Origin of the sequence: Enterobacter sp. BNK-16 (genome assembly GCF_048684955.1) — a bacterium.
Lineage (GTDB): Bacteria > Pseudomonadota > Gammaproteobacteria > Enterobacterales > Enterobacteriaceae > Enterobacter > Enterobacter bugandensis.
Genome location: NZ_JBLQTQ010000001.1, coordinates 4316415 through 4340104, shown reverse-complemented (window position 1 = coordinate 4340104; position 23690 = coordinate 4316415). Strand labels below are relative to the sequence as shown.

Genomic DNA, 23690 nt, shown 5'->3' with positions numbered 1-23690 from the left:
TTTATAACGCGATATGCGAGGCCAACAAGGTATAATTATGGTCAGCACAACTACTCAGTCGTCCGGTGAATACTTGTTGGAAATGACAGGCGTCAACAAGTCCTTCCCCGGTGTTAAGGCACTTGATAATGTTAATTTAAAAGTCCGTCCTCACTCTATTCATGCATTAATGGGGGAGAACGGTGCGGGTAAATCAACGTTATTAAAATGTCTTTTTGGGATCTATCAAAAAGATTCTGGCAGCATTCTTTTTCAGGGGAAAGAGATCGATTTCCATTCAGCGAAAGAAGCGCTGGAAAACGGTATCTCGATGGTTCACCAGGAATTAAACCTGGTACTGCAACGCTCGGTAATGGATAACATGTGGTTGGGACGTTACCCAACTAAAGGTGTGTTTGTCGATCAGGATAAAATGTATCGCGACACCAAAGCGATTTTCGATGAGCTGGATATTGATATCGATCCGCGCGCCCGCGTGGGGACATTATCCGTTTCCCAGATGCAGATGATCGAAATTGCCAAAGCGTTCTCCTATGATGCGAAAATCGTCATCATGGATGAACCTACCTCGTCATTAACGGAAAAAGAGGTTAATCACCTTTTTACCATTATTCGTAAGCTGAAAGAGCGCGGCTGCGGCATTGTGTACATCTCGCACAAAATGGAAGAGATCTTCCAGCTGTGCGATGAAATTACCATCCTGCGCGACGGCCAGTGGATTGCCACGCAGCCGCTTGAAGGGCTGGACATGGACAAGATCATCGCCATGATGGTCGGCCGTTCCCTGAACCAGCGCTTCCCGGACAAAGAGAACAAGCCAGGTGAAGTAATCCTCGAAGTGCGCAATCTGACCTCGCTGCGCCAGCCGTCCATCCGCGATGTTTCTTTCGACCTTCACAAAGGCGAAATTCTTGGCATTGCTGGCCTGGTAGGGGCAAAGCGTACCGACATCGTGGAAACCCTGTTTGGCATCCGCGAGAAGGCCGATGGCACCATCACGCTGCACGGGAAGAAAATTAACAACCATAATGCCAACGAAGCCATTAATAACGGTTTTGCGCTGGTGACGGAAGAACGTCGTTCGACCGGTATTTATGCTTATCTGGATATTAACTTTAACTCGTTAATCTCTAATATTCGCAATTACAAAAACAAAGTCGGGCTGCTGGATAACTCCCGCATGAAGAGCGATACCCAGTGGGTAATTGACTCCATGCGCGTGAAAACGCCAGGCCACCGTACCCAAATCGGTTCGCTTTCCGGTGGTAACCAGCAAAAAGTTATTATTGGCCGTTGGTTATTAACCCAGCCAGAAATTCTGATGCTGGATGAACCGACCCGCGGTATTGACGTCGGCGCGAAGTTTGAAATTTATCAGCTGATTGCCGAGCTGGCGAAAAAGAATAAAGGGATCATTATTATTTCTTCCGAAATGCCGGAACTGTTAGGGATCACGGACCGTATTCTGGTTATGAGCAATGGTCTCGTTGCCGGTATTGTTGACACCAAAACGACAACGCAAAACGAAATTTTGCGTCTTGCGTCTTTGCACCTTTAAGATCAGGGGCTCCTCATGAGTGCGTTAAATAAAAAAAGTTTTCTCACTTACCTGAAAGAAGGCGGTATTTACGTTGTTCTTTTAGTCCTGCTGGCCATTATTATTTTCCAGGACCCTACGTTCTTAAGCCTGCTGAACCTGAGTAATATTCTGACCCAGTCCTCCGTGCGTATCATCATTGCGCTGGGCGTGGCGGGCCTTATCGTCACCCAGGGGACGGACCTTTCTGCCGGTCGTCAGGTCGGCCTGGCGGCGGTTATTGCGGCAACCCTGCTGCAGTCGATGGAAAACGCCAACAAGGTGTTCCCGGAGATGGCGACTATGCCGATTTTCGTGGTGATCCTGATTGTCTGCGCCATCGGGGCGGTGATTGGCCTGATCAACGGTATTATCATCGCGTACCTGAACGTGACGCCATTTATCACTACGCTGGGTACGATGATCATCGTTTATGGTATCAACTCCCTGTACTACGACTTTGTGGGCGCGTCGCCGATTTCGGGCTTTGACAGCGGCTTCTCCACCTTCACGCAGGGGTTTATCGCGCTGGGCAGCTTCCGCCTGTCGTACATTACCTTCTATGCGCTGATTGCGGTGGCGTTCGTCTGGATCCTGTGGAACAAAACGCGCTTCGGTAAAAACATCTTCGCTATCGGTGGTAACCCGGAAGCGGCGAAAGTGTCCGGGGTAAACGTTGCCCTGAACCTGCTGATGATTTACGCGCTGTCCGGTGTGTTCTACGCCTTCGGCGGGATGCTGGAAGCAGGCCGTATCGGCTCCGCAACGAACAACCTTGGCTTCATGTACGAGCTGGATGCGATTGCGGCCTGCGTGGTCGGCGGCGTCTCCTTCAGCGGCGGGGTGGGTACCGTGCTCGGCGTGGTCACCGGTGTGATCATCTTTACCGTCATCAACTACGGGTTGACCTACATCGGCGTGAACCCGTACTGGCAGTACATCATCAAGGGCGCCATCATTATCTTCGCGGTGGCGCTGGATTCACTGAAGTACGCCCGTAAGAAGTAATCGTCACTCGCCATACCCGGCCCGCTCACCGAGCGGGCTTTTTTATGGCCTATGCCAGATGGGACTCTTCTTGCGTCACAATGCGCTCAAACCACTCGAGTTCAGAAAGCTTGCAGGCGACCCACTGTTCGGAAAAGGCGTCGCCCAGGCTGTCGGTGAGATACTGACAGCGGGCGAAGGCCTCAATTGCCTCCTGCTGGAACAGCGGGAGTTCCGGTTGATCCTGCTGTGGTTCCTGGAGTTCCCCCTCGTCGATATGTTCCAGCCCGTACAGCATGCCGGTCAGGATTGTGGCCGCCACCAGATACGGATTCGCATCGGCTCCGGCAAGCCGGTACTCGATACGACGGTTGCTCTCTTCCGAGCAGGGAATGCGCAAGGCGGCGGAGCGGGTGTTATAGCCCCACGAGTTAAAGACGGGTTCCGTCAGGTTTTTTCGCAGGCGACGAAACGCGTTGACCCCCGGCGCAAGAATGGCGACGGAGGCGGGCATCAGCGCCAGCTGGCCCGCGATGCACAAGCGCATCATGCTGCTCAGCGCGTTCACCGGCGAGGCAAAAACGTTCTCGCCACGGCTGTTGTTAAGGCTGAAATGGATGTGCAAACCGCTGCCGGAGAGCTGGCTGAAAGGCTTAGCCATAAAGTTAGCCTGAAGACCGTGCTTTTCAGCGACATAGCGGGTCAGGCGGCGCAGGGCCAGCACGTTATCACAGATCTCTACGACGCGCTGGCTGTGCTTCAGGTTTAATTCGTACTGTCCGGACTCGGCTTCTGCTACCACCCCTGACAGCGGGATGCGCTGAAGGTGCGCCAGCTGTTCCAGCTCGTCAAAAAGCGCCGCGTGCGCCGACGAGGTGTCCATGTGAAAACAGCCCTGATTTTGCGGATCGCGATCGCCCTGTCCCGTCAGGTAAAACTCGATTTCCGGCGCAATGACCGGAAAAAGGCCGTGCTGGTGGAAGCGGGCCACGACGTTCTGCAGTATCGTGCGTGGCTCAAGCGGGCAGGGGTTACCGTCGCTATCCTTCATCGTCAGCAGGATCTGCGCGGTATGCTCCGGATCCTGCGGACAGGGACGCAGAGAACCGGCGACCGGGACGCACAGCCGGTCGGGTTCATCATAAACCGGGGCTGCGATTTTTCCCTTCTGATCCATGGAGTAGACGGAAAGCGGAAAATAACAGCCTTTTTCCAGACTCAGCATGCTCTCCACCGTGAGGCGCTTGCCGCGCATCGTGCCGTTGATATCGTTCAGGTAAACGTCAACGTGTTTCGTCTGCGGGTAGCGTTCCAGATAGTCGGCCACTTCCACGGCAATATTGTGCTGGAGGGCGTCAATTTTTTCATCCAGCCAGAGACCAGAATTAAGTGCGCCGGGGAGTGATAATCCGGGAAAGTTAAAGTAAGGGCGGAGACTTTTGAGGAAAAACGCATTCATTATCGAGTTCATAGTCATTCTTCAATGAAGCCGTAGCGGCAGTGAACTCAGGTTAAAAGAGCTGGCGTAAAGGGGGGATAAAAAGCGTCAGTGCCGGCGTAAAGAAAGTATAAAGGCAGGCCTACTTTTTCTCTTTTTTCTGCATATCCAGCAGCTGCTCCGGCGTCACCGCCGGGTAACCCTGCGCGTCTTCCGGCACTTCATGCATCGCCGGAATGGGCACCAGAGGGCCTAAAAAGCGCGGTTCGCGTTTGAAGATATAGAGATCGGCCAGGGCACCAAAGCGGGCACCAAACTCGCGGACGCGCACGCTCAGCATATCTTTCGGCGACGGCACCGCGTAGCACTGGGCCTGAATGCCCATGTGCAGGGCGATAAACAGCGCGCGCTCGCAGTGGAAGCGCTGGGTGATGATGATGAAGTCGTTGGTATCGAAGACTTTGCGCGTGCGCACGATGGAGTCCAGGGTGCGGAACCCGGCGTAGTCGAGCACGATATCGGCCGGATCGACGCCCGCGGCAATCAAATCCTTCCGCATCGTCACCGGCTCGTTATAGCTTTGCAGCGCGTTATCGCCGCTCAGCAGCAGGTAGTTTACCTTGCCGCTGTTGTAGGCGTTCAGCGCGCCCTGAATGCGGTAGCGGTAATACTGGTTGATAACCCCGGTGCGGTAATACTTGGCGGTGCCGAGCACCACGCCCACCTGACGGTAGGGGAGATCCTGCAGGTCATCAAAGATGTAGGGGGCCGTTTTCCAGCTCATCCAGCGGTCGAGACCCAGCACGATAAACAGCAGTATGCCGACCAGGACAGACAGGCTGTAAAAAACGCGCTTTAACATGAAGATGGCTCGTTCGTGGATGAAATTTAACTCAGGCTACTTTACCCGCCTGGTTAGCGCAAGAAACAGCGACTCAACTGAGGGGTTTTTCAGCAACGTGGCGGACATTTCTGTCCGCCGGAAGGTTTACGCCAGCAGGACGCGGTCGATCGTCGTGCAGCCTAACGCCTTGAGCGTTGCGGCGGTGGCATCCCACTGAATCAGCGGCGCATCGGCCTTTTCGGCCAGAACGGCACGCTGAATGTCCGGATAATCGTAGCCGTTCAGGCTCAGCAGGTTGAGTGCGCCCTGCAGCGGCGGCAGCGTTGGGTTAAACGCGGCGTTTTCCGCATAGCTGCCGGTGAAGATACGGCCATCGCGGCACTGCAGTGCCACGCCGCTCGGGGAGTTGCTGTACGGGGTGTGGCTCTTGTTCGCCGCGCGTATGGCCGCCTGGTTCAGGTCATCGCCGGACAGGGCGAAACCGTGATCCTGCTCGTCCATCAGCAGAGTTTTGATCTCAAGATCTTTCGGGCCAAAGGCATCCGGCAGGTAATCGCCCAGCGTGTGCGGCGCGCGGCCCGGCAGGTTAATGCGCAGCTGCAGCCCGCTGTTCAGCTCGTTCATGAACTGGCGGCAGTGGCCGCATGGGGTGTAGTTTACGGTGATGGCGCTCAGGGCTTTCTCACCGCGCAGCCAGGCGTGGCTGATGGCGCTCTGCTCCGCGTGAACGGTCTGCTGCATGGTTGCGCCGAGGAACTCCATGTTCCCGCCGAAGTACCAGGTTCCGCTGACGCCGCGCGCGATGGCGCCGACGTTGAAGTGGGAAAGATCGGCCCGGGCGCAGGCGGCAGCCAGGGGCAGCAGTGCGAAAGCCAGCGCGTCTTCATCCATCCCGGTTGCCTGTTTAAGCACCGTGACCTGCTCCGCCGTCAGCAGGGCGGGGAAATGTGCATCTGCCAGAACGGGAGCCAGGGCTGACTGCAAATTCTCTGCAAGCTGAGCGAAGGCAGCTTGAAAACGTGGGTGCATGGCGTTTGCCTCATAAAGGTTAATGGATCGGTAGTTTACGGAGCCGCAAGGCCTTTATATGTGATCCACATCTCATTATGTATGCAACTTATGAAATCAAAACGAAATTTGCGCGACGCATCGCAAATTTTAGCCCATCACCGCCAGAATCAGCGGGAAAATGAACGGGGCGAGCAGGGAGGTGATAATCCCGCAGATCACCAGCGCAAGCGAGCTAAACGCCCCTTCCTGATAGTCCAGCTCCGCGCAGCGGGCGGTACCCAGCGCGTGCGAGGCGGTGCCCATCGACAGCCCGCGCGCCGCTTTGGTGTGAATACGCATCCCGTTCAGCAGAGTGTGGCCAAACACCGCGCCGAGAATACCGACGAAAATCACGCACATCGCGCTGATGGCCGGAATACCGCCGAGGCTGCCGCCTACCGCCATCGCGATAGGCGTGGTCACTGATTTAGGCAGGATAGAGGCGGCAATTTGCGGGGAGGCCCCCATCAACAGCGCCACCGACGTGCCGGTAATCATCGCCACCAAGCTTCCCACAAAACAGATAGTAATGATGGACTTCCACCGTGCGCGGATCTGGTGCAGCTGCTCATATAAAGGAAAGGCAAGCGCGACAACGGCGGGCTGCAGCAGGTCGTTTAAAATTTTGCTGCCCGCAAAGTAACGCTCATAAGGAATGCCGGTGAGCAGCAGGAAGGGAATAATCACCACCATCGCCACCAGCAGGGGGTTCAGCAAGGGCATTTTAAATCGTGCGGCAAGCTTGCGCGCGGCGAAGAATACCAGCAGGGTTAACGGCAGTGACCACCAGATATTAGCCATCATTTTTTTGTTTTCTCCCCGACCACGTTACGTTCTCCATGTACCAGATGAGAACTCCAGCTCACCACCAGGAAAACCACCAGCGTGCTGACCGCGCAGGAAACGACAATCGGGCCGAACTGCGCCTTGAGCAAATCAAAATACTGCATGACGCCCACGCCGATAGGCACGAACAGCAGCGCCATGTAGCGGATAAGAATGAAGCAGCCTGGATTAACCCACTTTGCAGGCAGAATTTGCAGCGCCAGTAAAACGAAGAGGATCAGCATACCGATAATGCTGCCGGGAATGGTGATGGGCAGCAGCGACGCGATGAAAATGCCGGCATACAGGCAGGCGTAAATCAGGACGAATGCGCGCAGATATTGCCAGATAATGTTCAATGATTTGCTCATGGTGATAGTCCTTGCTGAAACGCATTCATCATACAATTAAACCTAAAAATGTGCCACGGATCACATCATGAATTTTGAGCATACCAGACATTCCGGAATGGAACGTCCGGTATCACCTTACTGGTGCAGGCTACAGTTTAGAGGAAAGGGATTGCGCTGGCGAAGTCACGCGCCAGAGAAGGTATCAGCGTCAGGCGGTCAGTTTATCGAGAAAAGAAAACAGCACCTGGTTCATTTCGCGATAATCATGCGAGCGGAGTTTTTCCGCCGTTTCGACAAAACGGAATTCACCCGCACGGCGGAGGTCATTCTGCGAATGCTCAATCAGCAACTCTACCACCTCCGGCGTCAGCTCCATATGGCACTGGAAACCGTAAACCCGTTCGCTGTATTGCACGATCTGGCGGGGACAGCCCTCGCTGTAAGCCAGAACCTTAGCCTGCGGCGTCAACCCAGGCATATCGTTATGCCAGTGACCGACGTTCAGCACGCTGCCAAAGTCCTCAAACAGCGGGTTCGCCTTGCCTGCATCTGTGAGCCTGACGGGAAATTTGCCGATCTCTTTTTCCGGGCTGTGGCAAAACGCTGCGCCCAGCGCTTCGCCGATAAGCTGTGAGCCCAGACAAACGCCTATCACCGTTTTACCTGCCTCTATCGCGCGGCTGATGAGTGCCTTTTCCGCCTGCGCATCAAACCAGGGGCATTCCTCAAGCGTGGTGGCGGGGGATTGCGGGCCTCCCATGATGATAAGCAGGTCTGTGCCCCCCAGTTCCTCAGGTAAAGGTTCGCCCTGATACACTCTGGTGTAGCTCAGACTGCAGCCGCGACTTTTCCCCCAGATTTCATAGGCGCCTGGCGCCTCGAAATGTTCATGAATAATAAAATGGATGTGCATTGCGTCTCTCTCTGGTTACGTGTACAAGCAGCATCATAAGAGGAAGGGGGGAATGTGAAATGCCAACCGTTATCGATAAAACGCCAATTCACGACGATGCTATCGGATGGTCAAGAGGGGCAATTCGCTATACGCGCGGCGAAGTCGATCCGCCTCACCAGCATTCGCAGGGACAACTTTTGTTTGCCATTAAGGGGGTTATGCTGGTTGAAACCGGCAGCAAACGCTGGGTCATACCGCCGCAGCGCGCGCTGTGGATCCCTCCCTTTCAGGAGCATACCTACAGCGTGTTATCCGCAACGGAGCTTCGCGCGGTCTGGTTTAGCCCGGCACTGATTTCGCAATGCGAACCTTTTAAGCGGAAAGACGAGGTTCACGTGATTATGGCCACAGCGTTGTTCAAAGAGCTGATTGCCGGGCTGTTCAGCGCGGAATACCGGCCGGCAAGCCAGCGCAGCATGGCCGTTTTGCTGCTCGACATCCTCAGCGAGACGCAGCAGATTTCTGCCGAACTGCCGATGCCCGTGGATGAGCGCTTACATCGCGTGGCCTGTGACATCATTGCCAACAATCTCTGGGATCTCTCTCTGGAAAGGCTGGCGGAACGGGCCGCGATGTCTGAACGCACATTTTCACGTGCGTTTATCAACGATACCGGCTTTAGCTTCCGGGCCTGGCGACAGCGCGCAAGGATTTGTGCCTCGCTGGATCTCCTCGCCAACGGATACCCGGTTAAGCAGGTGGCCTGGATGCTGGGGTTTTCCGGCCCGGCGGCATTTGCGGCGGCGTTTCGCGCAATTGTTGGGGCAACGCCGGGTGACTTTCTGCCTGAACAGAAGCGCTTCCCAGCGATATAGAGAGCGGCTACTATAGCGCGTCTTTTTTCACAGGTACTGCTATGCGTGTTTTACTGGCCCCAATGGAAGGCGTACTCGACTCCCTCGTGCGCGAGCTTCTGACCGAGGTGAACGATTACGATCTCTGCGTAACGGAGTTTTTACGCGTGGTCGATATGTTGCTGCCAGAAAAGTCATTCTATCGTCTCTGCCCTGAACTGCATCGCCAGAGCCGGACCCCTTCCGGCACGCTGGTGCGTATTCAACTGCTCGGCCAGTATCCTGAATGGCTGGCGGAAAATGCCGCCCGCGCGGTTGAGCTGGGCTCTTACGGGGTGGATCTCAACTGCGGCTGCCCGTCGAAGCTGGTGAACGGCAGCGGCGGCGGGGCGACGTTGCTGAAAGATCCTGAGCTGATTTACCGCGGCGCGAAAGCCATGCGTGAGGCCGTGCCCTCGCATTTGCCGGTGACGGTTAAGGTGCGCCTGGGGTGGGACAGCGACGCCCGACAGTTTGAAATTGCCGATGCGGTGCAGCAGGCCGGGGCCACCGAGCTGGTGGTGCATGGCCGCACTAAAGAAGACGGCTACAAAGCCGAGCGCATTAACTGGCAGGCGATTGGTGAAATCCGCAAACGACTTACTATTCCGGTGATCGCCAACGGCGAAATCTGGGATTACGAGAGCGCGCAGGCGTGCCTGAAAGCCACCGGCTGCGATGCGGTGATGATTGGCCGCGGCGCGCTGAACGTGCCGAACCTCAGCCGGGTGGTGAAATATAACGAGCCGCGGATGCCGTGGGCAGATGTCGTCACGCTGCTGCAAAAATACAGCCGTCTGGAAAAGCAGGGGGATACCGGTTTGTATCACGTCGCGCGTATTAAGCAGTGGCTGAGTTATTTACGCAAAGAGTACAGCGAAGCGCTGGGATTATTTCAGGAGATCCGCACGCTGCAAACGTCGGCTGATATTGCGCGGGTTATACAGTCAAAATAATCGACAGTTATATTTAAAAATAAATAATTCACTCGGTGAATATTTTGCCGAGTATGTAAGTGTATGACAATTTGCGGATTGCCACGCGTTACTAAAAAATAGCGCGTCATCAAGCGTAAGTTGCGCCTTTATTTTTTTTGAGTGCATGGCGTAATGAAACGTTTTCTTATTTTATCTCTGAGTGCTCCCCTTGTTTTTATGCTGGCTGCCTGCGCACCGGAACATTCCACGGTGTCGCCAATTCAAACGCAAACAGCAGCCGCGTCCGTTAATACCCAACTTCGTCATGCGGACTGGCCGAAAAATGAATGGTGGAAAGAATATAACGACCCGCAGTTAAATTCGCTTATTGCCAAAGCCATAGCGGATGCGCCCGATATGCAAATTGCCCGGCAGCGCATTACGCTTGCCGAAGCGCAGGCCAGAGCCGCTATCGCAGCCGATGGCCCACAAATGGATTTTTCAGCGGATGTTGAACGGCAAAAAATGTCGGCAGAGGGGCTGATGGGGCCGTTTGCCCTTACCGACCCGGCGGCGGGCACCACCGGCCCATGGTATACCAACGGCACCTTTGGCCTGACGGCGGGCTGGGATCTCGATTTGTGGGGAAAAAACCGCGCCCGGATTGCAGCGCGTATCGGTAAAGTGAATGCGCAAAAAGCGGAGCTGGAGCAGACCCGCCAGCTGCTTTCAACCAGCGTTGCGCGCCTTTACTGGGCGTGGCAGACCCAGGCCGAAGCAGGGGAAGTTCTTACCCGGATTAAACAGGAGCAGGAAAATATTATCGACGCCGATCGCGAACTGTATCAGCACGGTATTACCTCCTCGGTGGAGGGCGTCGAAACCGATATACACGCCAGTAAGACTAATGAACAGCTGGCCGACGTAAAGGGCAAAATGAAGGCCATTGAAGCGCGTCTGGATGCGCTGACCGGCACCCCGGCGACACATCTTACGCGCCACCCGTTGCCTGCAGCAGAAGCCTCGCTACCGTCAACTCTGGGATATGAACTGCTGGCTCGCCGACCGGATCTGCAGGAAGCGCACTGGTATATCGAAGCCTCCATGAGCGAGGTGGAAGCCGCCAGAGCGGCGTTCTATCCTGACGTGAACCTGATGGCGTTCTTACAGCAGGATGCCCTGCACCTGAGCGATCTGTTCCGCTCTTCAGCCCAGCAGATGGGCGTGACTGCCGGACTGACGCTGCCGATCTTCGACAGCGGCAGGCTGAACGCTAATCTGGATATCGCCCAGGCGCAGAATAACCTCTCGGTCGCGAACTACAACAAAGCGGTGGTGGAGGCGGTCAATCAGGTGGCGCGTACGGCAAGTGAAGTTGAAACCCTGACGGCAAAAAATCGTCACCAGCAGCAGATAGAAAAAGACGCGGCGCGCGTGGTGGCGCTGGCGCAGGCGCGTTTTAGTGCAGGTATTATTGCCGGTTCGCGGGTCAGCGAAGCCAGAATCCCGGCACTGAAAGAGCATCTTGAAGGCGTCATGTTGAAAGGCCAGTATCTCGACGCCACGCTGCAGCTGACGTCAGCGCTGGGCGGCGGCTATCATCATGGCTAAAAAAGGTCATTATCTATACTTACCTCTTTGCAGTTTTTCAGGAGGTGAGTATGAACAGAGTAGCGATTGTAACCGCATCGGATTCCGGGATCGGTAAAACCACGGCGCTGATGCTGGCAGAGCGCGGATTTGATATTGGCGTCACCTGGCATTCGGATGAAAAAGGGGCGCTGGAAACCTGCCGTGAAGTTGAAGCGCGTGGGCAGCGTGCAGAGGCTATCCATCTTGATTTAAGCACGCTCCCGGACGGCGCTAAAGCCATTGAAACGCTGATTGCACGTTTCGGCCGGCTGGACGTGCTGGTTAACAATGCCGGAGCGATGACCAAAGCGCCATTTCTTGAGATGGCGTTTGACGACTGGCGGAACATTTTTACCGTCGACGTGGACGGCGCGTTTCTCTGCTCGCAGATTGCGGCACGGCAGATGGTGAAGCAGGGGGAAGGCGGGCGGATTGTGAACATCACCTCGGTGCATGAGCACACGCCGCTGCCTGATGCCAGCGCTTACACGGCTGCGAAACACGCGCTCGGCGGCTTAACCAAGTCGATGGCGATGGAGCTGGTGAAGCACAAGATTCTGGTGAACGCCGTCGCGCCGGGGGCCATTGCCACGCCGATGAACGATATGGATGACAGCGAAGTGAAGGAAGGGTCAATGCCGGAAATCCCGCTGGCAAGGCCGGGCCACACCAAAGAAATCGCCAGCCTGGTGGCGTGGCTGTGTGACAGCGACGCCAGCTATACCACAGGGCAATCATTTATCGTCGACGGGGGCTTTATGCTGGCGAACCCGCAGTTTAAGCCGGAAGGGTAACAGGTTTCCCCTCTCCCCAAAGGGGTGAGGGGCACCAGGCTGACTCACTCCTCATCCCGCTTCTTCTCTCTGTGCCGCATCCACAGCCTGACCCCAATCACCGCCACAACCACCAGAATCAACCACGCCCAGTGCTTCAGGTGTTGGTCAAGGTTATGCAGCCACGGGCCAATCACTTCGCCACCCACGTAACCAAGCGTCGTGAAGATCAGCGCCCAGGCTATCGCGCCAACAATATTCAGCGGCAGGAAAATTTTTGGCGGCAGGCGGCTGGCACCAATCAGTATCGGTCCGATAATCCTGAAGCCGTACATAAAGCGGGTGCCTATGACGAACAGATAAGGGTGACGCTGGATCAGGCGCTGCGCGCGGTTGATTTTCTTTTTGTGTTTAACGAAACGCTTGAGCAGCGTCGGGCCAAAGCGCAGCCCCAGGAAGTAGAGCAGCTGATCGCCAATCATGCCGCCCAGCGCGACCGCAGCGACGACCAGCGGAAACTTCAGTAAGCCCTGATGCGCGGCGACGCCGCCCAGCAGCGTGATGGTTTCACCTTCCGCCACGCTGCCGATGACCAGCGCGGCATATCCATATTGTTCAATGAGTGCGTTAATATCCATTACGTAACGGTTATCTCCCTCTGCGTACCTCGTTTAATCATATACCTCATGAATCAACCGCGCGGCAATCAACGGAAATTTCCCACTGTACATAAAATAATCTAAAGCCTGCATTATACTTAAGGTATCGCTGACGGGCCGACAACAAGGGGGCGCTATGAACCATGTCTGGGGACTTTTCTCCCATCCCGATCGTGAAATGCATGTCATCAAAAGTGAGAACGAAACGGTCTCGCATCATTACACCCACCATGTGCTGCTGATGGCCGCGGTGCCGGTAATATGCGCGTTTATTGGCACAACACAAATCGGCTGGAACTTCGGTGACGGTACCGTGGTTCAGCTCTCCTGGTTTACCGGGCTTTATCTGGCCATTCTCTTTTATGGCCTGATGCTGGCAGGGGTGGCGGTCATGGGGCGCGTCATTCACTGGATGGCGCGTAACTACCCACAGCGCCCATCGCTGGCACACTGTATGGTCTTCGCCGGATACGTCGCGACCCCGCTGTTCTTAAGCGGTATTGTTGCGCTCTATCCACTGGTCTGGCTGTGCGCGCTGATCGGTACTGTTGCGCTCTTTTACACCGGTTATCTGCTGTATCTGGGCGTTCCAACCTTCCTGAATATCAATAAAGAAGAGGGCCTGAGCTTCTCCGGTTCCACGCTTGCCATCGGGGTGCTGGTACTGGAGGTGTTACTGGCACTGACGGTTATTCTCTGGGGTTATGGATACCGTCTCTTCTAAGCTCACTGCATTGCTGGCGTAAATGCCAGCAATGCAGCATCTGTTCACGATTATCCGCTGGCGACAAAGCACGGTGACCGCTATGATGCCGAAGCCAGCCTGTGTTTATCAGTCGACGCAGGCGGTGTACGTCATTACGTGCGTGAATAATTATCAGAAGTCTCACCATGCTGAAATTTCGTGTCTCCTTACTTAGCCTGGCGCTGCTGCTGGGCGCGTCCGCTGCCGTGCCAGCTGTCGCCAAAACGCCCGCGGTGACCACCGCTGCTGCCCAGCCGCAAATTGCGTCCGGCAGCGCGATGATTGTTGATCTCAACACCAATAAGGTGATTTACGCCAGCCACCCGGACCTGGTGCGCCCAATCGCCTCAATAACCAAATTAATGACCGCGATGGTGGTGCTTGATGCTCGCCTGCCGCTGGACGAAAAGCTGAAAGTGGATATCAGCCACACGCCGGAGATGAAAGGGATCTACTCTCGCGTGCGCCTGAACAGTGAAATCAGCCGTAAAAATATGCTGCTGCTGGCGCTGATGTCGTCCGAAAACCGTGCGGCGGCAAGTCTGGCGCACCACTATCCTGGCGGTTACGATGCCTTTATCCGCGCGATGAACGCCAAAGCCAAAGCGCTGGGGATGAGCAATACTCATTTTGTTGAACCGACGGGTCTGTCGATTAACAACGTCTCCACGGCCCGCGATCTGACGAAACTGCTGATTGCCAGCAAGCAGTACCCGCTGCTCGGCCAGCTCAGCACCACGCGTGAGGACATGGCGACATTCTCGAATCCGTCTTACACGCTGCCGTTTCGCAACACGAACCATCTGGTGTACCGCGAGAACTGGAATATTCAGTTAACCAAAACCGGGTTTACCAATGCGGCAGGCCACTGCCTGGTGATGCGCACCGTGTTTAACGGTAAGCCGGTGGCGCTGGTGGTGATGGATGCCTTCGGGAAATATACCCACTTCGCGGATGCGAGCCGCCTGCGGACCTGGATTGAGACCGGGAAAGTGCAGCCCGTTCCGGCTGCGGCATTGACCTATAAAAAGCAGAAAGCGGAGCAGATGGCGACGGCGCAAAACGATTAGATAAAAGCAAAACGGTAACATGCGTTACCGTTTTTTATGTTTTCTCCCTCTCCCTGTGGGTGAGGGCACCAGACCGCACTGCGTTTATTCCGGCAGCGTCCAGTCACCGTCATTGAGCGGGCGCTGCATTATCACCGTATCCCGCCAGTCGCCTTTCTTATACCCCACGCTGCGAAGCTGACCGACAATCTCAAAGCCGTGTTTTTTATGCAGCCGTAACGAGCCGGAATTATTATTGCCATCTCCCACAACGGCAATCATCTGCCGCCACGGGCCCTGCTCGCAGCGCGCGATCAGCGCGTTCATTAATGCGGTGCCAAAACCGCGTCCGGTGATGCTGGCATCCACGTAAATCGACTCTTCCAGGGTATAGCGATAGGCCTGACGCGGTCGGTAAGGGGTGGCGTAACAATAGCCCACCACGATGCCGCGATAGAGCGCGATGAGCCACGGTAAACCGTTCTCGGCCACGCTTTTCATGCGCTGACGCATTTCGTCGATGGTGGGGGGGACTTCTTCGAATGACGCGCGTCCGTGAAGCACATGCCAGGCATAGATGGCGGCGATGGCATGCACATCATCGGGAAGGGCGTCGCGCACTTCCAGTTCGGTTTCGGATAAAACATCAACAGCCGACATGATGCGCCTGCTCCTCGTTATAGAATGCCGGAGAAACATTTCTCCGGCGACAGACCGCTACTCTATTACGATTAAGGCGCGCGAAACAATCTCTCAAATTTGGCTGTAGGGTTTAATCAGACGCTTGCGTTATGCGCTGCTCCGCGTCTGCACTCTCTTTCCAGTATTTCTTCCGCGTTGTTTTCCCGATTCCGGGGTTCATGCTGTTTGTAGGGTCATTCTCGCGATAAAACTGCTTAAGGGCGTCAGGGGCTTTATAAAGATGCCCGACGTTGTGTTCCGCAGGATATTGTGCGCCACGCTCGCGCAGCAGGGCGAGCATCTGCTCCTTCAGTTCATGAGCATCTAGCCCTTTTTTGACGATATAATCCTGATGGAAGACGTAGCACATAAAGTGGCCGTAATAGAGTTTATGCACCAGCTTGCTGTCGATTTCCGGCGGCAGATGCTCAAACCATTCGGTGTCGTTGCGCCGCAGGGCGATATCCAGCGCCAGAATATCTTCCACCTCTTCGGAATGCACCGCCTGGTAACGGATAGCGGCACCCGCCGCGGCGAAGCGGTGCAGGAAGGCTTTGCTGCCTTCTTCCGGCGTGCAGGCAAAGAAATCACCCTCAGCCGTCCTGAAGAACTCGGTCAGCCAGCTCTGCGCTTCGGCGATCCCGTCCCCGGCCATTTTCAGCAGCAGGTGATGTTCGTACTTATCACGCCAGGTTTTCATTCGCTCCGGCAGATGTGCAGGGAAAACGTTGCCCAGCTTCTGCATAAAGCGGTCGGTAAAGTGGGGCTTGAACAGCGGCACTTTCTCCAGCATCGCGTCGGTGCGGCCCTTCATGGTGAAGAAGAACGGCATTTTGTCGGTGCCAAGCTTATCGATCATCAGGAAGGTGTCTTTCCCGTAGCGCTCCGCGATGTCGTAAATATCCCGATGCATGTACTCGCCCGCCACCGGGAGGTGGGTGAATTCGCCCAGAATATGGCGACGAATTTCGGTCAGGACCTCAGGCTGATTGGTGCCGATGTAAAATACCTGCTGCTTTTTCTCTGCCGGGAAGGTGTCGAGACGCACCGCAAAAACCGCCAGCTTGCCCGCGCAGCCGGACGATTCAAACAGTCGATCCGGGTCGGCGTTGTAGCGCGCCGGGGTATTGGCCTCGATATCGCGCACGCGGGTAATGTAATCATGGTCGTGCGCGTGGCGACCGTCGTGCTGCACGTCTTCGTCCCTCACGCGGTCGTCGTCGAGCTTGCTGAGGATCTGTTCCGGCGTCACGCCCAGATCGATGCCCAGGTGGTTCACCAGCGTCAGCTTGCCGTTTTCATCGATGCGGGCAAAAAGTGACATTTCGGTATAGGCCGGGCCGCGCTGCACCAGCGAGCCGCCGGAGTTATTGCAGATCCCACCGACCACCGAGGCGCCAATACAGGAGGAGCCGATCACCGAGTGCGGCTCGCGGCCCAGCGGCTTAAGCGCTTTTTCCAGCGAGTAGAGCGTGGTACCCGGGAACGCGAGCACCTGCTCGCCTTTGTCCAGCAGGTGCAGCTTGTCGAGGCGCAGGGTGCTGATAATCACGATATCGCGATCGTAATCGTTGCCGTTCGGCGTGGAACCTTCGGTCAGGCCGGTGTTGGCCGCCTGCATTAAAATAATTTTGTCCGCCGCAACGCAGGCGCTCAGCACGCGCCACAGCTCCAGCAGCGTGCCGGGGAAGACCACCGCCAGCGCGTCGCCCTGGCCGGAGCGGAAACCCTTACGGTAGCGGGCGGTTTTGGCCGGGTCGGTAAGCAGGTGAGAGGAGCCAACCAGGCGCGACAGTTCGTTAATAAATGTTTTGTTATCGTCAGTTCGAACAGAAGTCATCTTCCACTCCTTGTGGTGGGGCAAATTTCTCGCTGTAAAGCATAGCGCGATTAACTGTTCAGCGGTCGAGTATTCACGAGAAAAATCAGAGAATAACCCTGCAACGTTCAGAGGGTTTATGGCACACTGCGCTTTTCGCACGGTCTGGCCGGGTGCTTCCCACGGTTATTGATGAGAGAGAATAACAACATGAAATGGCTATGTTCTGTAGGTGTCGCCGTCAGCCTGGCGCTGCAACCTGCGCTGGCAGAGGATTTGTTTGGTAATCACCCGCTCACGCCTGAAGCCCGCGACGCGTTTGTCACGGAGTTGCTTAAGAAGATGACGGTCGATGAAAAAATCGGCCAGCTGCGTCTGATCAGCGTTGGCCCGGATAACCCGAAAGAGGCCATCCGCGAGATGATCAAAGAGAACCAGGTGGGCGCGATTTTTAACACCGTCACCCGCCAGGATATCCGCGCCATGCAGGATCAGGTGATGCAGCTCAGCCGCCTGAAAATCCCGCTGTTCTTCGCCTATGACGTGGTGCACGGCCAACGCACTGTCTTCCCGATCAGCCTCGGCTTAGCCTCCTCGTTTAACCTCGACGCGGTGAAAACCGTCGGGCGCGTGTCGGCCTATGAAGCGGCGGACGACGGCCTGAACATGACCTGGGCACCGATGGTGGACGTCTCGCGCGATCCGCGCTGGGGCCGCGCCTCGGAAGGCTTCGGTGAAGACACCTATTTAACGGCCACGATGGGCAAAACCATGGTGGAAGCGATGCAGGGCAAGAGCCCGGCGGACCGCTACTCGGTGATGACCAGCGTTAAACACTTCGCGGCCTACGGTGCCGTGGAAGGCGGTAAAGAGTACAACACCGTCGACATGAGCCCACAGCGCCTGTTTAACGACTACATGCCGCCGTACAAGGCAGGGCTGGATGCGGGCAGCGGCGCGGTGATGGTGGCGCTGAACTCGCTGAACGGCACGCCTGCGACTTCCGATTCCTGGCTGCTGAAAGACGTGCTGCGCGACCAGTGGGGCTTTAAGGGCATCACCGTTTCCGACCACGGCGCGATTAAAGAGCTGATCAAGCACGGCACGGCGTCCGATCCGGAAGACGCGGTGCGCGTGGCGCTCAAGTCCGGCATCAACATGAGCATGAGCGACGAGTACTACAGCAAATACCTGCCGGGGCTGGTGAAGAGCGGCAAGGTAACGTTGGCGGAGCTGGACGATGCCGCGCGCCACGTGCTGAACGTGAAATATGACATGGGGCTGTTTAACGATCCGTACAGCCACCTGGGGCCGAAAGATTCTGACCCGGCGGATACCAATGCCGAAAGCCGCCTGCACCGCAAAGAAGCGCGTGAAGTGGCGCGCGAAAGCCTGGTGCTGCTGAAGAACCGCCTCGACACGCTGCCGCTGAAAAAATCCGGCACTATTGCTGTGGTCGGCCCGCTGGCTGACAGCAAGCGCGACGTGATGGGGAGCTGGTCTGCTGCGGGCGTGGCCGATCAGTCCGTTACCGTCCTGACCGGCATCAAGAGCGCCGTCGGTGAAAACGCCAAAGTGGTGTACGCCAAAGGGGCGAACGTCACCGACGATAAAGACATCGTCACCTTCCTCAACCAGTACGAGGAAGCGGTGAAGGTCGATCCGCGCACGCCGAAGGAGATGATCGACGAAGCGGTCAACGCGGCGAAGCAGTCTGACGTCGTTGTCGCGGTCGTGGGGGAAGCGCAGGGTATGGCGCACGAAGCCTCCAGCCGTACTGACATCACAATCCCGCAGAGCCAGCGCGATCTGATCGCCGCCCTGAAAGCGACCGGCAAGCCGCTGGTGCTGGTGCTGATGAACGGTCGTCCGCTGGCGCTGGTGAAAGAGGACCAGCAGGCTGACGCCATTCTGGAAACCTGGTTCGCCGGCACCGAAGGCGGTAACGCCATCGCCGACGTATTGTTTGGCGATTACAACCCGTCGGGCAAGCTGCCGATGTCCTTCCCGCGCTCCGTCGGGCAGATCCCGGTTTACTACAGCCACCTGAACACCGGCCGCCCGTACAACGCCGACAAGCCGAACAAATACACGTCTCGTTACTTTGACGAAGCTAACGGCCCGCTCTACCCGTTTGGTTATGGCCTGAGCTACACCACCTTCAAGGTCTCTGAGGTGAAAATGTCGGCGCCAAGCCTGAAGCGCGACGGCAAGGTCACCGCCAGCATCGAGGTGACCAACACCGGCAAGCGTGAAGGGGCAACGGTGATTCAGATGTACGTGCAGGATGTCACCGCCTCGATGAGCCGTCCTGTGAAGCAGCTGCGCGGCTTTGAGAAGGTTAATCTCAAGCCTGGCGAAACCAAAACCATCAGCTTCCCGATTGACGTGGATGCGCTGAAGTTCTGGAACCAGCAGATGAAATATGATGCGGAACCGGGCAAGTTTAACGTCTTTATCGGGGTGGATTCCGCCCGCGTAAATAAAGGCGAGTTCGAGCTGCTGTAACCTTTCCCTCCTTAGCATCCCCCGTCGATCGGGGGATGCGTCTTACCTTATGCTAAAAAGGCATTTTGCCGGGTAAATCCGCCGTTTTAAGCTACGCTTTTCTCTCAAGCCTCTGAAAAAGGCAGCAAAAAAATGAGGATAGCGGAATGACGATTAAATCGGGGATGGTAGTTTCTGCGGCGCTACTCGCGGCGCTAAGCCTGCCGTTACAGGCGGCGGAGCCGGTAAAAGTGGGCTCAAAGATCGATACCGAGGGCGCGCTGCTCGGGAATATTATTCTCCAGGTGCTGGAAAGCCACGGCGTGAAAACCGTCAATAAAGTTCAGCTGGGCACCACGCCCGTCGTGCGCGGCGCGATTACCTCCGGCGAGCTGGATATCTATCCTGAATATACCGGCAACGGCGCGTTCTTCTTTAAAGAAGAGAACGATCCAGCATGGAAAAACGCCAAAGCTGGCTATGAAAAAGTCAAAAAACTCGACGCGGAACAGAACAAGCTGGTCTGGCTGACCCCGGCCCCGGCCAACAATACCTGGACTATCGCCGTGCGTAAGGACGTGGCGGAGAAAGGGAAGCTCACCTCGCTTGCGGATCTCAGCCGCTACCTGAAAGAGAAGGGCGACTTTAAGCTTGCGGCGTCCGCGGAGTTTATCGAGCGTCCCGACGCGCTCCCTGCATTCGAAAAAGCGTACGACTTCAAGCTCGACCAGGCGCAACTGCTCTCGCTGGCGGGCGGAGATACGGCGGTAACCATTAAGGCGGCGGCGCAGCAAACCTCCGGCGTTAACGCGGCAATGGCCTACGGCACCGACGGCCCGGTCGCGGCACTGGGCCTGCAAACCCTGACCGATCCTAAAGGCGTTCAACCGATCTACGCTCCAACCCCGGTTGTGCGTGAGGCGGTGCTGAAAGCCTACCCGGATATTGCTGAATGGCTCAAACCGGTCTTCGAAAAGCTGGATGAAAAAACGCTGCAACAGCTGAATGCCAGCATTGCCGTCGAGGGACTGGATGCCAAAAAAGTGGCCGCCGACTTCCTGAAACAACAAGGGCTTGTGAAGTAACGGGAAAGGGCTGTGCCAATAAAATGTCATAACCGCGTACTGCTGCTGTTGGCCTGCGTGGCCATCGCGGCGGTCGCGTTACCGTTTGTGAACGTCGCGCCTAACCGCCTGATGTCGGGGGAAGGGCGTGCTCTCTGGGACGTATGGTCGTTCACGCCGTGGTGGCTGGCGGCTGCGCTGGCCGCGTGGGTTGGACTGTCGCTCTGGCAAGGGCGAACGGCGCAGTGGCTGACGCTGCTGCTCTCGGAAGGTCTCTTTATCACGCTGTTCTGGAGCGCGGGGCTGGCGGCAACGCATATGGCCTCGGCGGAAAGTCCGCTGGCGAGAACCACGCCAGGCAGCGGCCTGTGGCTCTGGCTGGCTTTGTGTTTACTGGCCAGCAGCGATGCGATTCGTCGTCTCATCGCCAGTTCTGTCTGGCGCTGGGTGCTTAATGCGCAGATATGGTCTATTCCGCTGCTGTTATTGTTCAGTGGTGAACTGAACAACCTCTCGCTGTTAAAAGAGTACGCCAACCGTCAGGAGGTGTTTGATGATGCCCTGGCGCAACATCTGACGATCCTTTTCGGCACGCTGATCCCGGCGCTGCTGATCGGGATACCGCTCGGCATGTGGTGTTATCGTCATCCCTCACGTCAGGGTAGCATCTTTGCTGTGCTCAACGTCATCCAGACCATTCCCTCCGTTGCGCTGTTTGGCCTGCTGATTGCCCCCCTGGCCGGGCTGGTGAAGTCGTTTCCCGCGCTGGGCGCGGTGGGTATCGCCGGAACGGGGTTAACACCCGCGCTGATTGCGCTGGTGCTGTACGCGCTGCTCCCGCTGGTACGCGGCGTAGTCGCGGGCTTAAGCCAGGTTGCGCCGGATGTGCTGGAGAGCGCCCATGCGATGGGGATGAGCGCGCGACAGTGTTTCTGGAAGATTCAGCTCCCGCTGGCGCTGCCCCTGCTGCTGCGCAGCCTGCGTGTGGTAGCGGTTCAGACCGTTGGCATGGCGGTGATTGCCGCGCTGATTGGAGCGGGCGGCTTTGGCGCGCTGGTGTTCCAGGGGCTGCTGAGCAGCGCCCTCGATCTGGTGTTGTTAGGCGTAGTCCCTACCATTGCGCTGGCGGTTGTCGTCGACGCCCTGTTTGCCTTATGGCTCGCGCTGCTCAGGAGAAGAGCCAATGATTGAATTTCATGATGTGAGTAAAACCTTTGCCGGCCGCCCGGCGGCAAGCCATCTGAACCTGAACTTTGCCGAGGGGGCATTTTCCGTGCTGATTGGCACTTCGGGCTCGGGAAAATCCACCACGCTGAAGATGATCAACCGGCTGGTGGAGCATGACAGCGGGTTAATTCGCTTTGCCGGGGAAGAGATCCGCAGCCTGCCGGTGCTGGAGCTGCGCCGCCGAATGGGCTATGCCATTCAGTCTATCGGCCTGTTTCCGCACTGGACGGTGGCACAGAACATCGCCACCGTGCTGCAGCTGGAGAAATGGTCGCGGGCTAAAATCGCTGACCGCGTTGATGAACTGATGTCTCTGCTGGGGCTGGAGCCCGCGTTGCGCGAGCGCTATCCTCACCAGCTCTCCGGTGGGCAACAGCAGCGCGTGGGCGTGGCGCGCGCGCTGGCGGCTAACCCGCAGGTGCTGCTGATGGATGAACCCTTTGGCGCGCTGGATCCCGTTACGCGCGGGGCGCTGCAAACGGAGATGACCCGCATTCACCGCATTCTTGGTCGAACCATCGTCCTCGTGACGCACGATATAGATGAAGCCCTGCGCCTGGCCGACCATCTGGTGCTGATGGATCACGGCGAGGTGGTGCAGCAGGGCGCGCCGCTTGCGCTGCTGACCAGCCCGAAGAATGACTTTGTACGCGAGTTTTTTGGCCGCAGCGAGCTGGGCGTCAGGCTGCTCTCCCTGCGGACGGTCGGAGACTATATGCGCCGGGAGAATGCACCGCCCGGCGGGGAACCGTTACAGGAGCAGATGAGCCTGCGGGATGCCCTCTCCGCGTTTGTCGCGCGCCGGTGCGAAGTCCTGCCCGTGGCGGATGTCCGGGGTGCGCCGTGCGGCAGCCTGCATTTTCGCGATCTGCTGGCCGGGGAGGTGACGCGTGAAGGCACTGCGTGATCCGCTCCTCTGGCTGGTAGTGCTCTTTGTCGTCTTACTGTTTCTGATGCCTCACAGCGCGGCGCTGTTTAACACTCTTTTTCCGGGGCTACCGCGGCCGGTGTATCAGCAGGAGAGCTTTATTAACCTTGCCCTGGCGCATCTCTGGCTGGTGGCGCTCTCAAGCGTCATCGCGGTGGTGCTGGGAGTAGGGGCGGGCATCGCGGTCACGCGACCTGCGGGCCGGGAGTTTCGTCCGCTGGTGGAGACGGTTGCGGCCATTGGACAGACGTTTCCGCCGGTGGCGGTGCTGGCGATAGCGGTGCCGGTGATGGGTTTTGGTCAGCAGCCCGCGATTATTGCGCTGATTCTGTACGGCGTGTTGCCCGTTCTGCAGGGCACGCTGGCGGGCGTTGCGGCGGTCCCGGCGTCTGTTTTAAGCGTGGCGGAAGGGATGGGGATGAGCCGCTGGCAGCGGCTGCGCAAGGTAGAACTGCCGCTTGCGGCACCGGTTATTATTGCCGGGATCCGCACGTCGGTGATCATTAACATCGGGACGGCGACCATTGCGTCTACGGTCGGTGCCAATACGCTGGGAACGCCGATCATCATCGGCTTAAGCGGGTTTAATACGGCTTATATTGTGCAGGGGGCGGTGCTGGTCGCGCTGGCGGCCATCGTTGTCGATCGCCTTTTTGAGCGGCTGGCGCTGTACCTCAGCCGACACCGCCACGAACGATAAACGAGTATCCTGCAAGCATCACGCCGCCGATACCGCTTACGGCCATCAGGACAAAAAGGGTAATAATGGCGAGTTTGGTTGCCTTCATCATGTGCTCCTGTTGTTAACGGAACAATTATACGGTGAAGCGCAGCTGTTAATGAACCAT

At 56.9% G+C, this 23690-nt stretch carries 23 protein-coding genes; 13 read left to right on the top strand and 10 right to left on the bottom strand.

The annotated features are described in order from the left end of the window. Positions 1-37: 37 nt before the first annotated feature. Both mglA and mglC read left to right on the top strand, forming a co-directional pair. Positions 38-1558 (top strand): galactose/methyl galactoside ABC transporter ATP-binding protein MglA, encoded by a 1521-nt coding sequence (gene mglA / locus ACMGGH_RS20870; protein WP_028013859.1) that lies wholly within the window; start codon positions 38-40, stop codon positions 1556-1558. A gap of 15 nt (positions 1559-1573) precedes the next feature. Beyond that, positions 1574-2584 carry a galactose/methyl galactoside ABC transporter permease MglC gene (gene mglC / locus ACMGGH_RS20865; protein ID WP_013097952.1) on the top strand — a complete coding sequence of 337 codons (1011 nt, stop codon included), beginning with the start codon at positions 1574-1576 and terminating at the stop codon, positions 2582-2584. A gap of 49 nt (positions 2585-2633) precedes the next feature. Here the strand turns inward: mglC and ACMGGH_RS20860 are convergent, their stop codons facing one another. From ACMGGH_RS20860 to ACMGGH_RS20835, 6 genes are all read right to left on the bottom strand, one after another. After that, complete coding sequence (locus ACMGGH_RS20860) at positions 2634-4022, bottom strand: glutamine synthetase family protein (RefSeq protein ID WP_193051510.1); 1389 nt, start codon at positions 4020-4022, stop codon at positions 2634-2636. A 121-nt stretch (positions 4023-4143) separates the two neighbouring features. Beyond that, complete coding sequence (sanA, locus tag ACMGGH_RS20855; RefSeq protein WP_028013857.1) at positions 4144-4863, bottom strand: outer membrane permeability protein SanA; 720 nt, start codon at positions 4861-4863, stop codon at positions 4144-4146. 126 nt (positions 4864-4989) lie between these two features. Then, on the bottom strand, positions 4990-5874 hold the full coding sequence (gene cdd, locus ACMGGH_RS20850) for a cytidine deaminase (RefSeq protein ID WP_126300525.1): 885 nt from the start codon (positions 5872-5874) through the stop codon (positions 4990-4992). A gap of 129 nt (positions 5875-6003) precedes the next feature. Beyond that, the gene (locus ACMGGH_RS20845; protein WP_041909023.1) at positions 6004-6699 is read right to left on the bottom strand and encodes a CidB/LrgB family autolysis modulator; all 696 of its coding nucleotides are present in this window, start codon (positions 6697-6699) and stop codon (positions 6004-6006) included. Continuing rightward, positions 6696-7091 (bottom strand): CidA/LrgA family protein, encoded by a 396-nt coding sequence (locus ACMGGH_RS20840; protein WP_047363090.1) that lies wholly within the window; start codon positions 7089-7091, stop codon positions 6696-6698. The genes ACMGGH_RS20845 and ACMGGH_RS20840 overlap by 4 nt, the downstream gene beginning before the upstream one ends. Before the next feature lie 190 nt (positions 7092-7281). Next, positions 7282-7986 carry a type 1 glutamine amidotransferase gene (locus ACMGGH_RS20835; RefSeq protein WP_028013853.1) on the bottom strand — a complete coding sequence of 235 codons (705 nt, stop codon included), beginning with the start codon at positions 7984-7986 and terminating at the stop codon, positions 7282-7284. 59 nt (positions 7987-8045) lie between these two features. Between ACMGGH_RS20835 and ACMGGH_RS20830 the strand changes: the two genes are divergently transcribed. From ACMGGH_RS20830 to ACMGGH_RS20815, 4 genes are all read left to right on the top strand, one after another. Then, complete coding sequence (locus ACMGGH_RS20830) at positions 8046-8843, top strand: AraC family transcriptional regulator (protein WP_045259735.1); 798 nt, start codon at positions 8046-8048, stop codon at positions 8841-8843. 41 nt (positions 8844-8884) lie between these two features. Next, positions 8885-9817 carry a tRNA dihydrouridine(16) synthase DusC gene (gene dusC / locus ACMGGH_RS20825; protein WP_232948433.1) on the top strand — a complete coding sequence of 311 codons (933 nt, stop codon included), beginning with the start codon at positions 8885-8887 and terminating at the stop codon, positions 9815-9817. A gap of 153 nt (positions 9818-9970) precedes the next feature. Further along, positions 9971-11389, top strand: coding sequence for a multidrug resistance outer membrane protein MdtQ (gene mdtQ, locus ACMGGH_RS20820; RefSeq protein WP_232948434.1), 1419 nt, complete (start codon positions 9971-9973; stop codon positions 11387-11389). Between the two features lie 50 nt (positions 11390-11439). After that, positions 11440-12204, top strand: coding sequence for an SDR family oxidoreductase (locus ACMGGH_RS20815; protein WP_049000359.1), 765 nt, complete (start codon positions 11440-11442; stop codon positions 12202-12204). Between the two features lie 44 nt (positions 12205-12248). Here ACMGGH_RS20815 and ACMGGH_RS20810 read toward each other — a convergent pair whose 3' ends face one another. Further along, positions 12249-12821 carry a DedA family protein gene (locus ACMGGH_RS20810; RefSeq protein ID WP_028013848.1) on the bottom strand — a complete coding sequence of 191 codons (573 nt, stop codon included), beginning with the start codon at positions 12819-12821 and terminating at the stop codon, positions 12249-12251. 157 nt (positions 12822-12978) lie between these two features. Between ACMGGH_RS20810 and ACMGGH_RS20805 the strand changes: the two genes are divergently transcribed. Continuing rightward, the gene (locus ACMGGH_RS20805) at positions 12979-13566 is read left to right on the top strand and encodes a Yip1 family protein (protein ID WP_028013847.1); all 588 of its coding nucleotides are present in this window, start codon (positions 12979-12981) and stop codon (positions 13564-13566) included. Positions 13567-13733: 167 nt separating this feature from the next. Beyond that, on the top strand, positions 13734-14657 hold the full coding sequence (gene pbpG / locus ACMGGH_RS20800) for a D-alanyl-D-alanine endopeptidase (protein WP_028013846.1): 924 nt from the start codon (positions 13734-13736) through the stop codon (positions 14655-14657). Between the two features lie 84 nt (positions 14658-14741). Here pbpG and ACMGGH_RS20795 read toward each other — a convergent pair whose 3' ends face one another. Together ACMGGH_RS20795 and dld are read right to left on the bottom strand one after the other, a co-directional pair. Next, entirely contained in the window at positions 14742-15296 is a 555-nt protein-coding gene (locus ACMGGH_RS20795; protein ID WP_028013845.1) for a GNAT family N-acetyltransferase, read from the bottom strand. Positions 15297-15408: 112 nt separating this feature from the next. Continuing rightward, positions 15409-17157 (bottom strand): D-lactate dehydrogenase, encoded by a 1749-nt coding sequence (gene dld / locus ACMGGH_RS20790; RefSeq protein ID WP_232948435.1) that lies wholly within the window; start codon positions 17155-17157, stop codon positions 15409-15411. A 189-nt stretch (positions 17158-17346) separates the two neighbouring features. Between dld and bglX the strand changes: the two genes are divergently transcribed. From bglX to ACMGGH_RS20765, 5 genes are all read left to right on the top strand, one after another. Next, the gene (gene bglX / locus ACMGGH_RS20785) at positions 17347-19644 is read left to right on the top strand and encodes a beta-glucosidase BglX (protein ID WP_232948436.1); all 2298 of its coding nucleotides are present in this window, start codon (positions 17347-17349) and stop codon (positions 19642-19644) included. A 146-nt stretch (positions 19645-19790) separates the two neighbouring features. Next, entirely contained in the window at positions 19791-20708 is a 918-nt protein-coding gene (osmF, locus tag ACMGGH_RS20780; RefSeq protein ID WP_041909045.1) for an ABC transporter substrate-binding protein, read from the top strand. 12 nt (positions 20709-20720) lie between these two features. Continuing rightward, entirely contained in the window at positions 20721-21878 is a 1158-nt protein-coding gene (locus tag ACMGGH_RS20775; RefSeq protein WP_193052325.1) for an ABC transporter permease, read from the top strand. Continuing rightward, entirely contained in the window at positions 21871-22821 is a 951-nt protein-coding gene (locus ACMGGH_RS20770; RefSeq protein WP_045259742.1) for an ABC transporter ATP-binding protein, read from the top strand. The genes ACMGGH_RS20775 and ACMGGH_RS20770 overlap by 8 nt, the downstream gene beginning before the upstream one ends. Beyond that, positions 22805-23542 carry an ABC transporter permease gene (locus ACMGGH_RS20765; RefSeq protein ID WP_232948437.1) on the top strand — a complete coding sequence of 246 codons (738 nt, stop codon included), beginning with the start codon at positions 22805-22807 and terminating at the stop codon, positions 23540-23542. Before ACMGGH_RS20770 ends, ACMGGH_RS20765 begins: the two co-directional genes overlap by 17 nt. Here the strand turns inward: ACMGGH_RS20765 and ACMGGH_RS20760 are convergent. Next, positions 23517-23630: a protein YohO gene (locus ACMGGH_RS20760; protein WP_008500895.1), complete on the bottom strand. Its 114-nt coding sequence runs from the start codon at positions 23628-23630 to the stop codon at positions 23517-23519. The genes ACMGGH_RS20765 and ACMGGH_RS20760 overlap by 26 nt on opposite strands. Positions 23631-23690 lie beyond the last annotated feature (60 nt).

Excerpts from the sequence above, each read along its gene's own strand:
- mglA (WP_028013859.1), top strand. The coding sequence starts at position 38 with ATGGTCAGCACAACTACTCAGTCGTCCGGTGAATACTTGTTGGAAATG.
- mglC (WP_013097952.1), top strand. The coding sequence starts at position 1,574 with ATGAGTGCGTTAAATAAAAAAAGTTTTCTCACTTACCTGAAAGAAGGC.
- ACMGGH_RS20860 (WP_193051510.1), bottom strand. The coding sequence starts at position 4,022 with ATGAATGCGTTTTTCCTCAAAAGTCTCCGCCCTTACTTTAACTTTCCC.
- sanA (WP_028013857.1), bottom strand. The coding sequence starts at position 4,863 with ATGTTAAAGCGCGTTTTTTACAGCCTGTCTGTCCTGGTCGGCATACTG.
- cdd (WP_126300525.1), bottom strand. The coding sequence starts at position 5,874 with ATGCACCCACGTTTTCAAGCTGCCTTCGCTCAGCTTGCAGAGAATTTG.
- ACMGGH_RS20845 (WP_041909023.1), bottom strand. The coding sequence starts at position 6,699 with ATGATGGCTAATATCTGGTGGTCACTGCCGTTAACCCTGCTGGTATTC.
- ACMGGH_RS20840 (WP_047363090.1), bottom strand. The coding sequence starts at position 7,091 with ATGAGCAAATCATTGAACATTATCTGGCAATATCTGCGCGCATTCGTC.
- ACMGGH_RS20835 (WP_028013853.1), bottom strand. The coding sequence starts at position 7,986 with ATGCACATCCATTTTATTATTCATGAACATTTCGAGGCGCCAGGCGCC.
- ACMGGH_RS20830 (WP_045259735.1), top strand. The coding sequence starts at position 8,046 with ATGCCAACCGTTATCGATAAAACGCCAATTCACGACGATGCTATCGGA.
- dusC (WP_232948433.1), top strand. The coding sequence starts at position 8,885 with ATGCGTGTTTTACTGGCCCCAATGGAAGGCGTACTCGACTCCCTCGTG.
- mdtQ (WP_232948434.1), top strand. The coding sequence starts at position 9,971 with ATGAAACGTTTTCTTATTTTATCTCTGAGTGCTCCCCTTGTTTTTATG.
- ACMGGH_RS20815 (WP_049000359.1), top strand. The coding sequence starts at position 11,440 with ATGAACAGAGTAGCGATTGTAACCGCATCGGATTCCGGGATCGGTAAA.
- ACMGGH_RS20810 (WP_028013848.1), bottom strand. The coding sequence starts at position 12,821 with ATGGATATTAACGCACTCATTGAACAATATGGATATGCCGCGCTGGTC.
- ACMGGH_RS20805 (WP_028013847.1), top strand. The coding sequence starts at position 12,979 with ATGAACCATGTCTGGGGACTTTTCTCCCATCCCGATCGTGAAATGCAT.
- pbpG (WP_028013846.1), top strand. The coding sequence starts at position 13,734 with ATGCTGAAATTTCGTGTCTCCTTACTTAGCCTGGCGCTGCTGCTGGGC.
- ACMGGH_RS20795 (WP_028013845.1), bottom strand. The coding sequence starts at position 15,296 with ATGTCGGCTGTTGATGTTTTATCCGAAACCGAACTGGAAGTGCGCGAC.
- dld (WP_232948435.1), bottom strand. The coding sequence starts at position 17,157 with ATGACTTCTGTTCGAACTGACGATAACAAAACATTTATTAACGAACTG.
- bglX (WP_232948436.1), top strand. The coding sequence starts at position 17,347 with ATGAAATGGCTATGTTCTGTAGGTGTCGCCGTCAGCCTGGCGCTGCAA.
- osmF (WP_041909045.1), top strand. The coding sequence starts at position 19,791 with ATGACGATTAAATCGGGGATGGTAGTTTCTGCGGCGCTACTCGCGGCG.
- ACMGGH_RS20770 (WP_045259742.1), top strand. The coding sequence starts at position 21,871 with ATGATTGAATTTCATGATGTGAGTAAAACCTTTGCCGGCCGCCCGGCG.
- ACMGGH_RS20760 (WP_008500895.1), bottom strand. The coding sequence starts at position 23,630 with ATGAAGGCAACCAAACTCGCCATTATTACCCTTTTTGTCCTGATGGCC.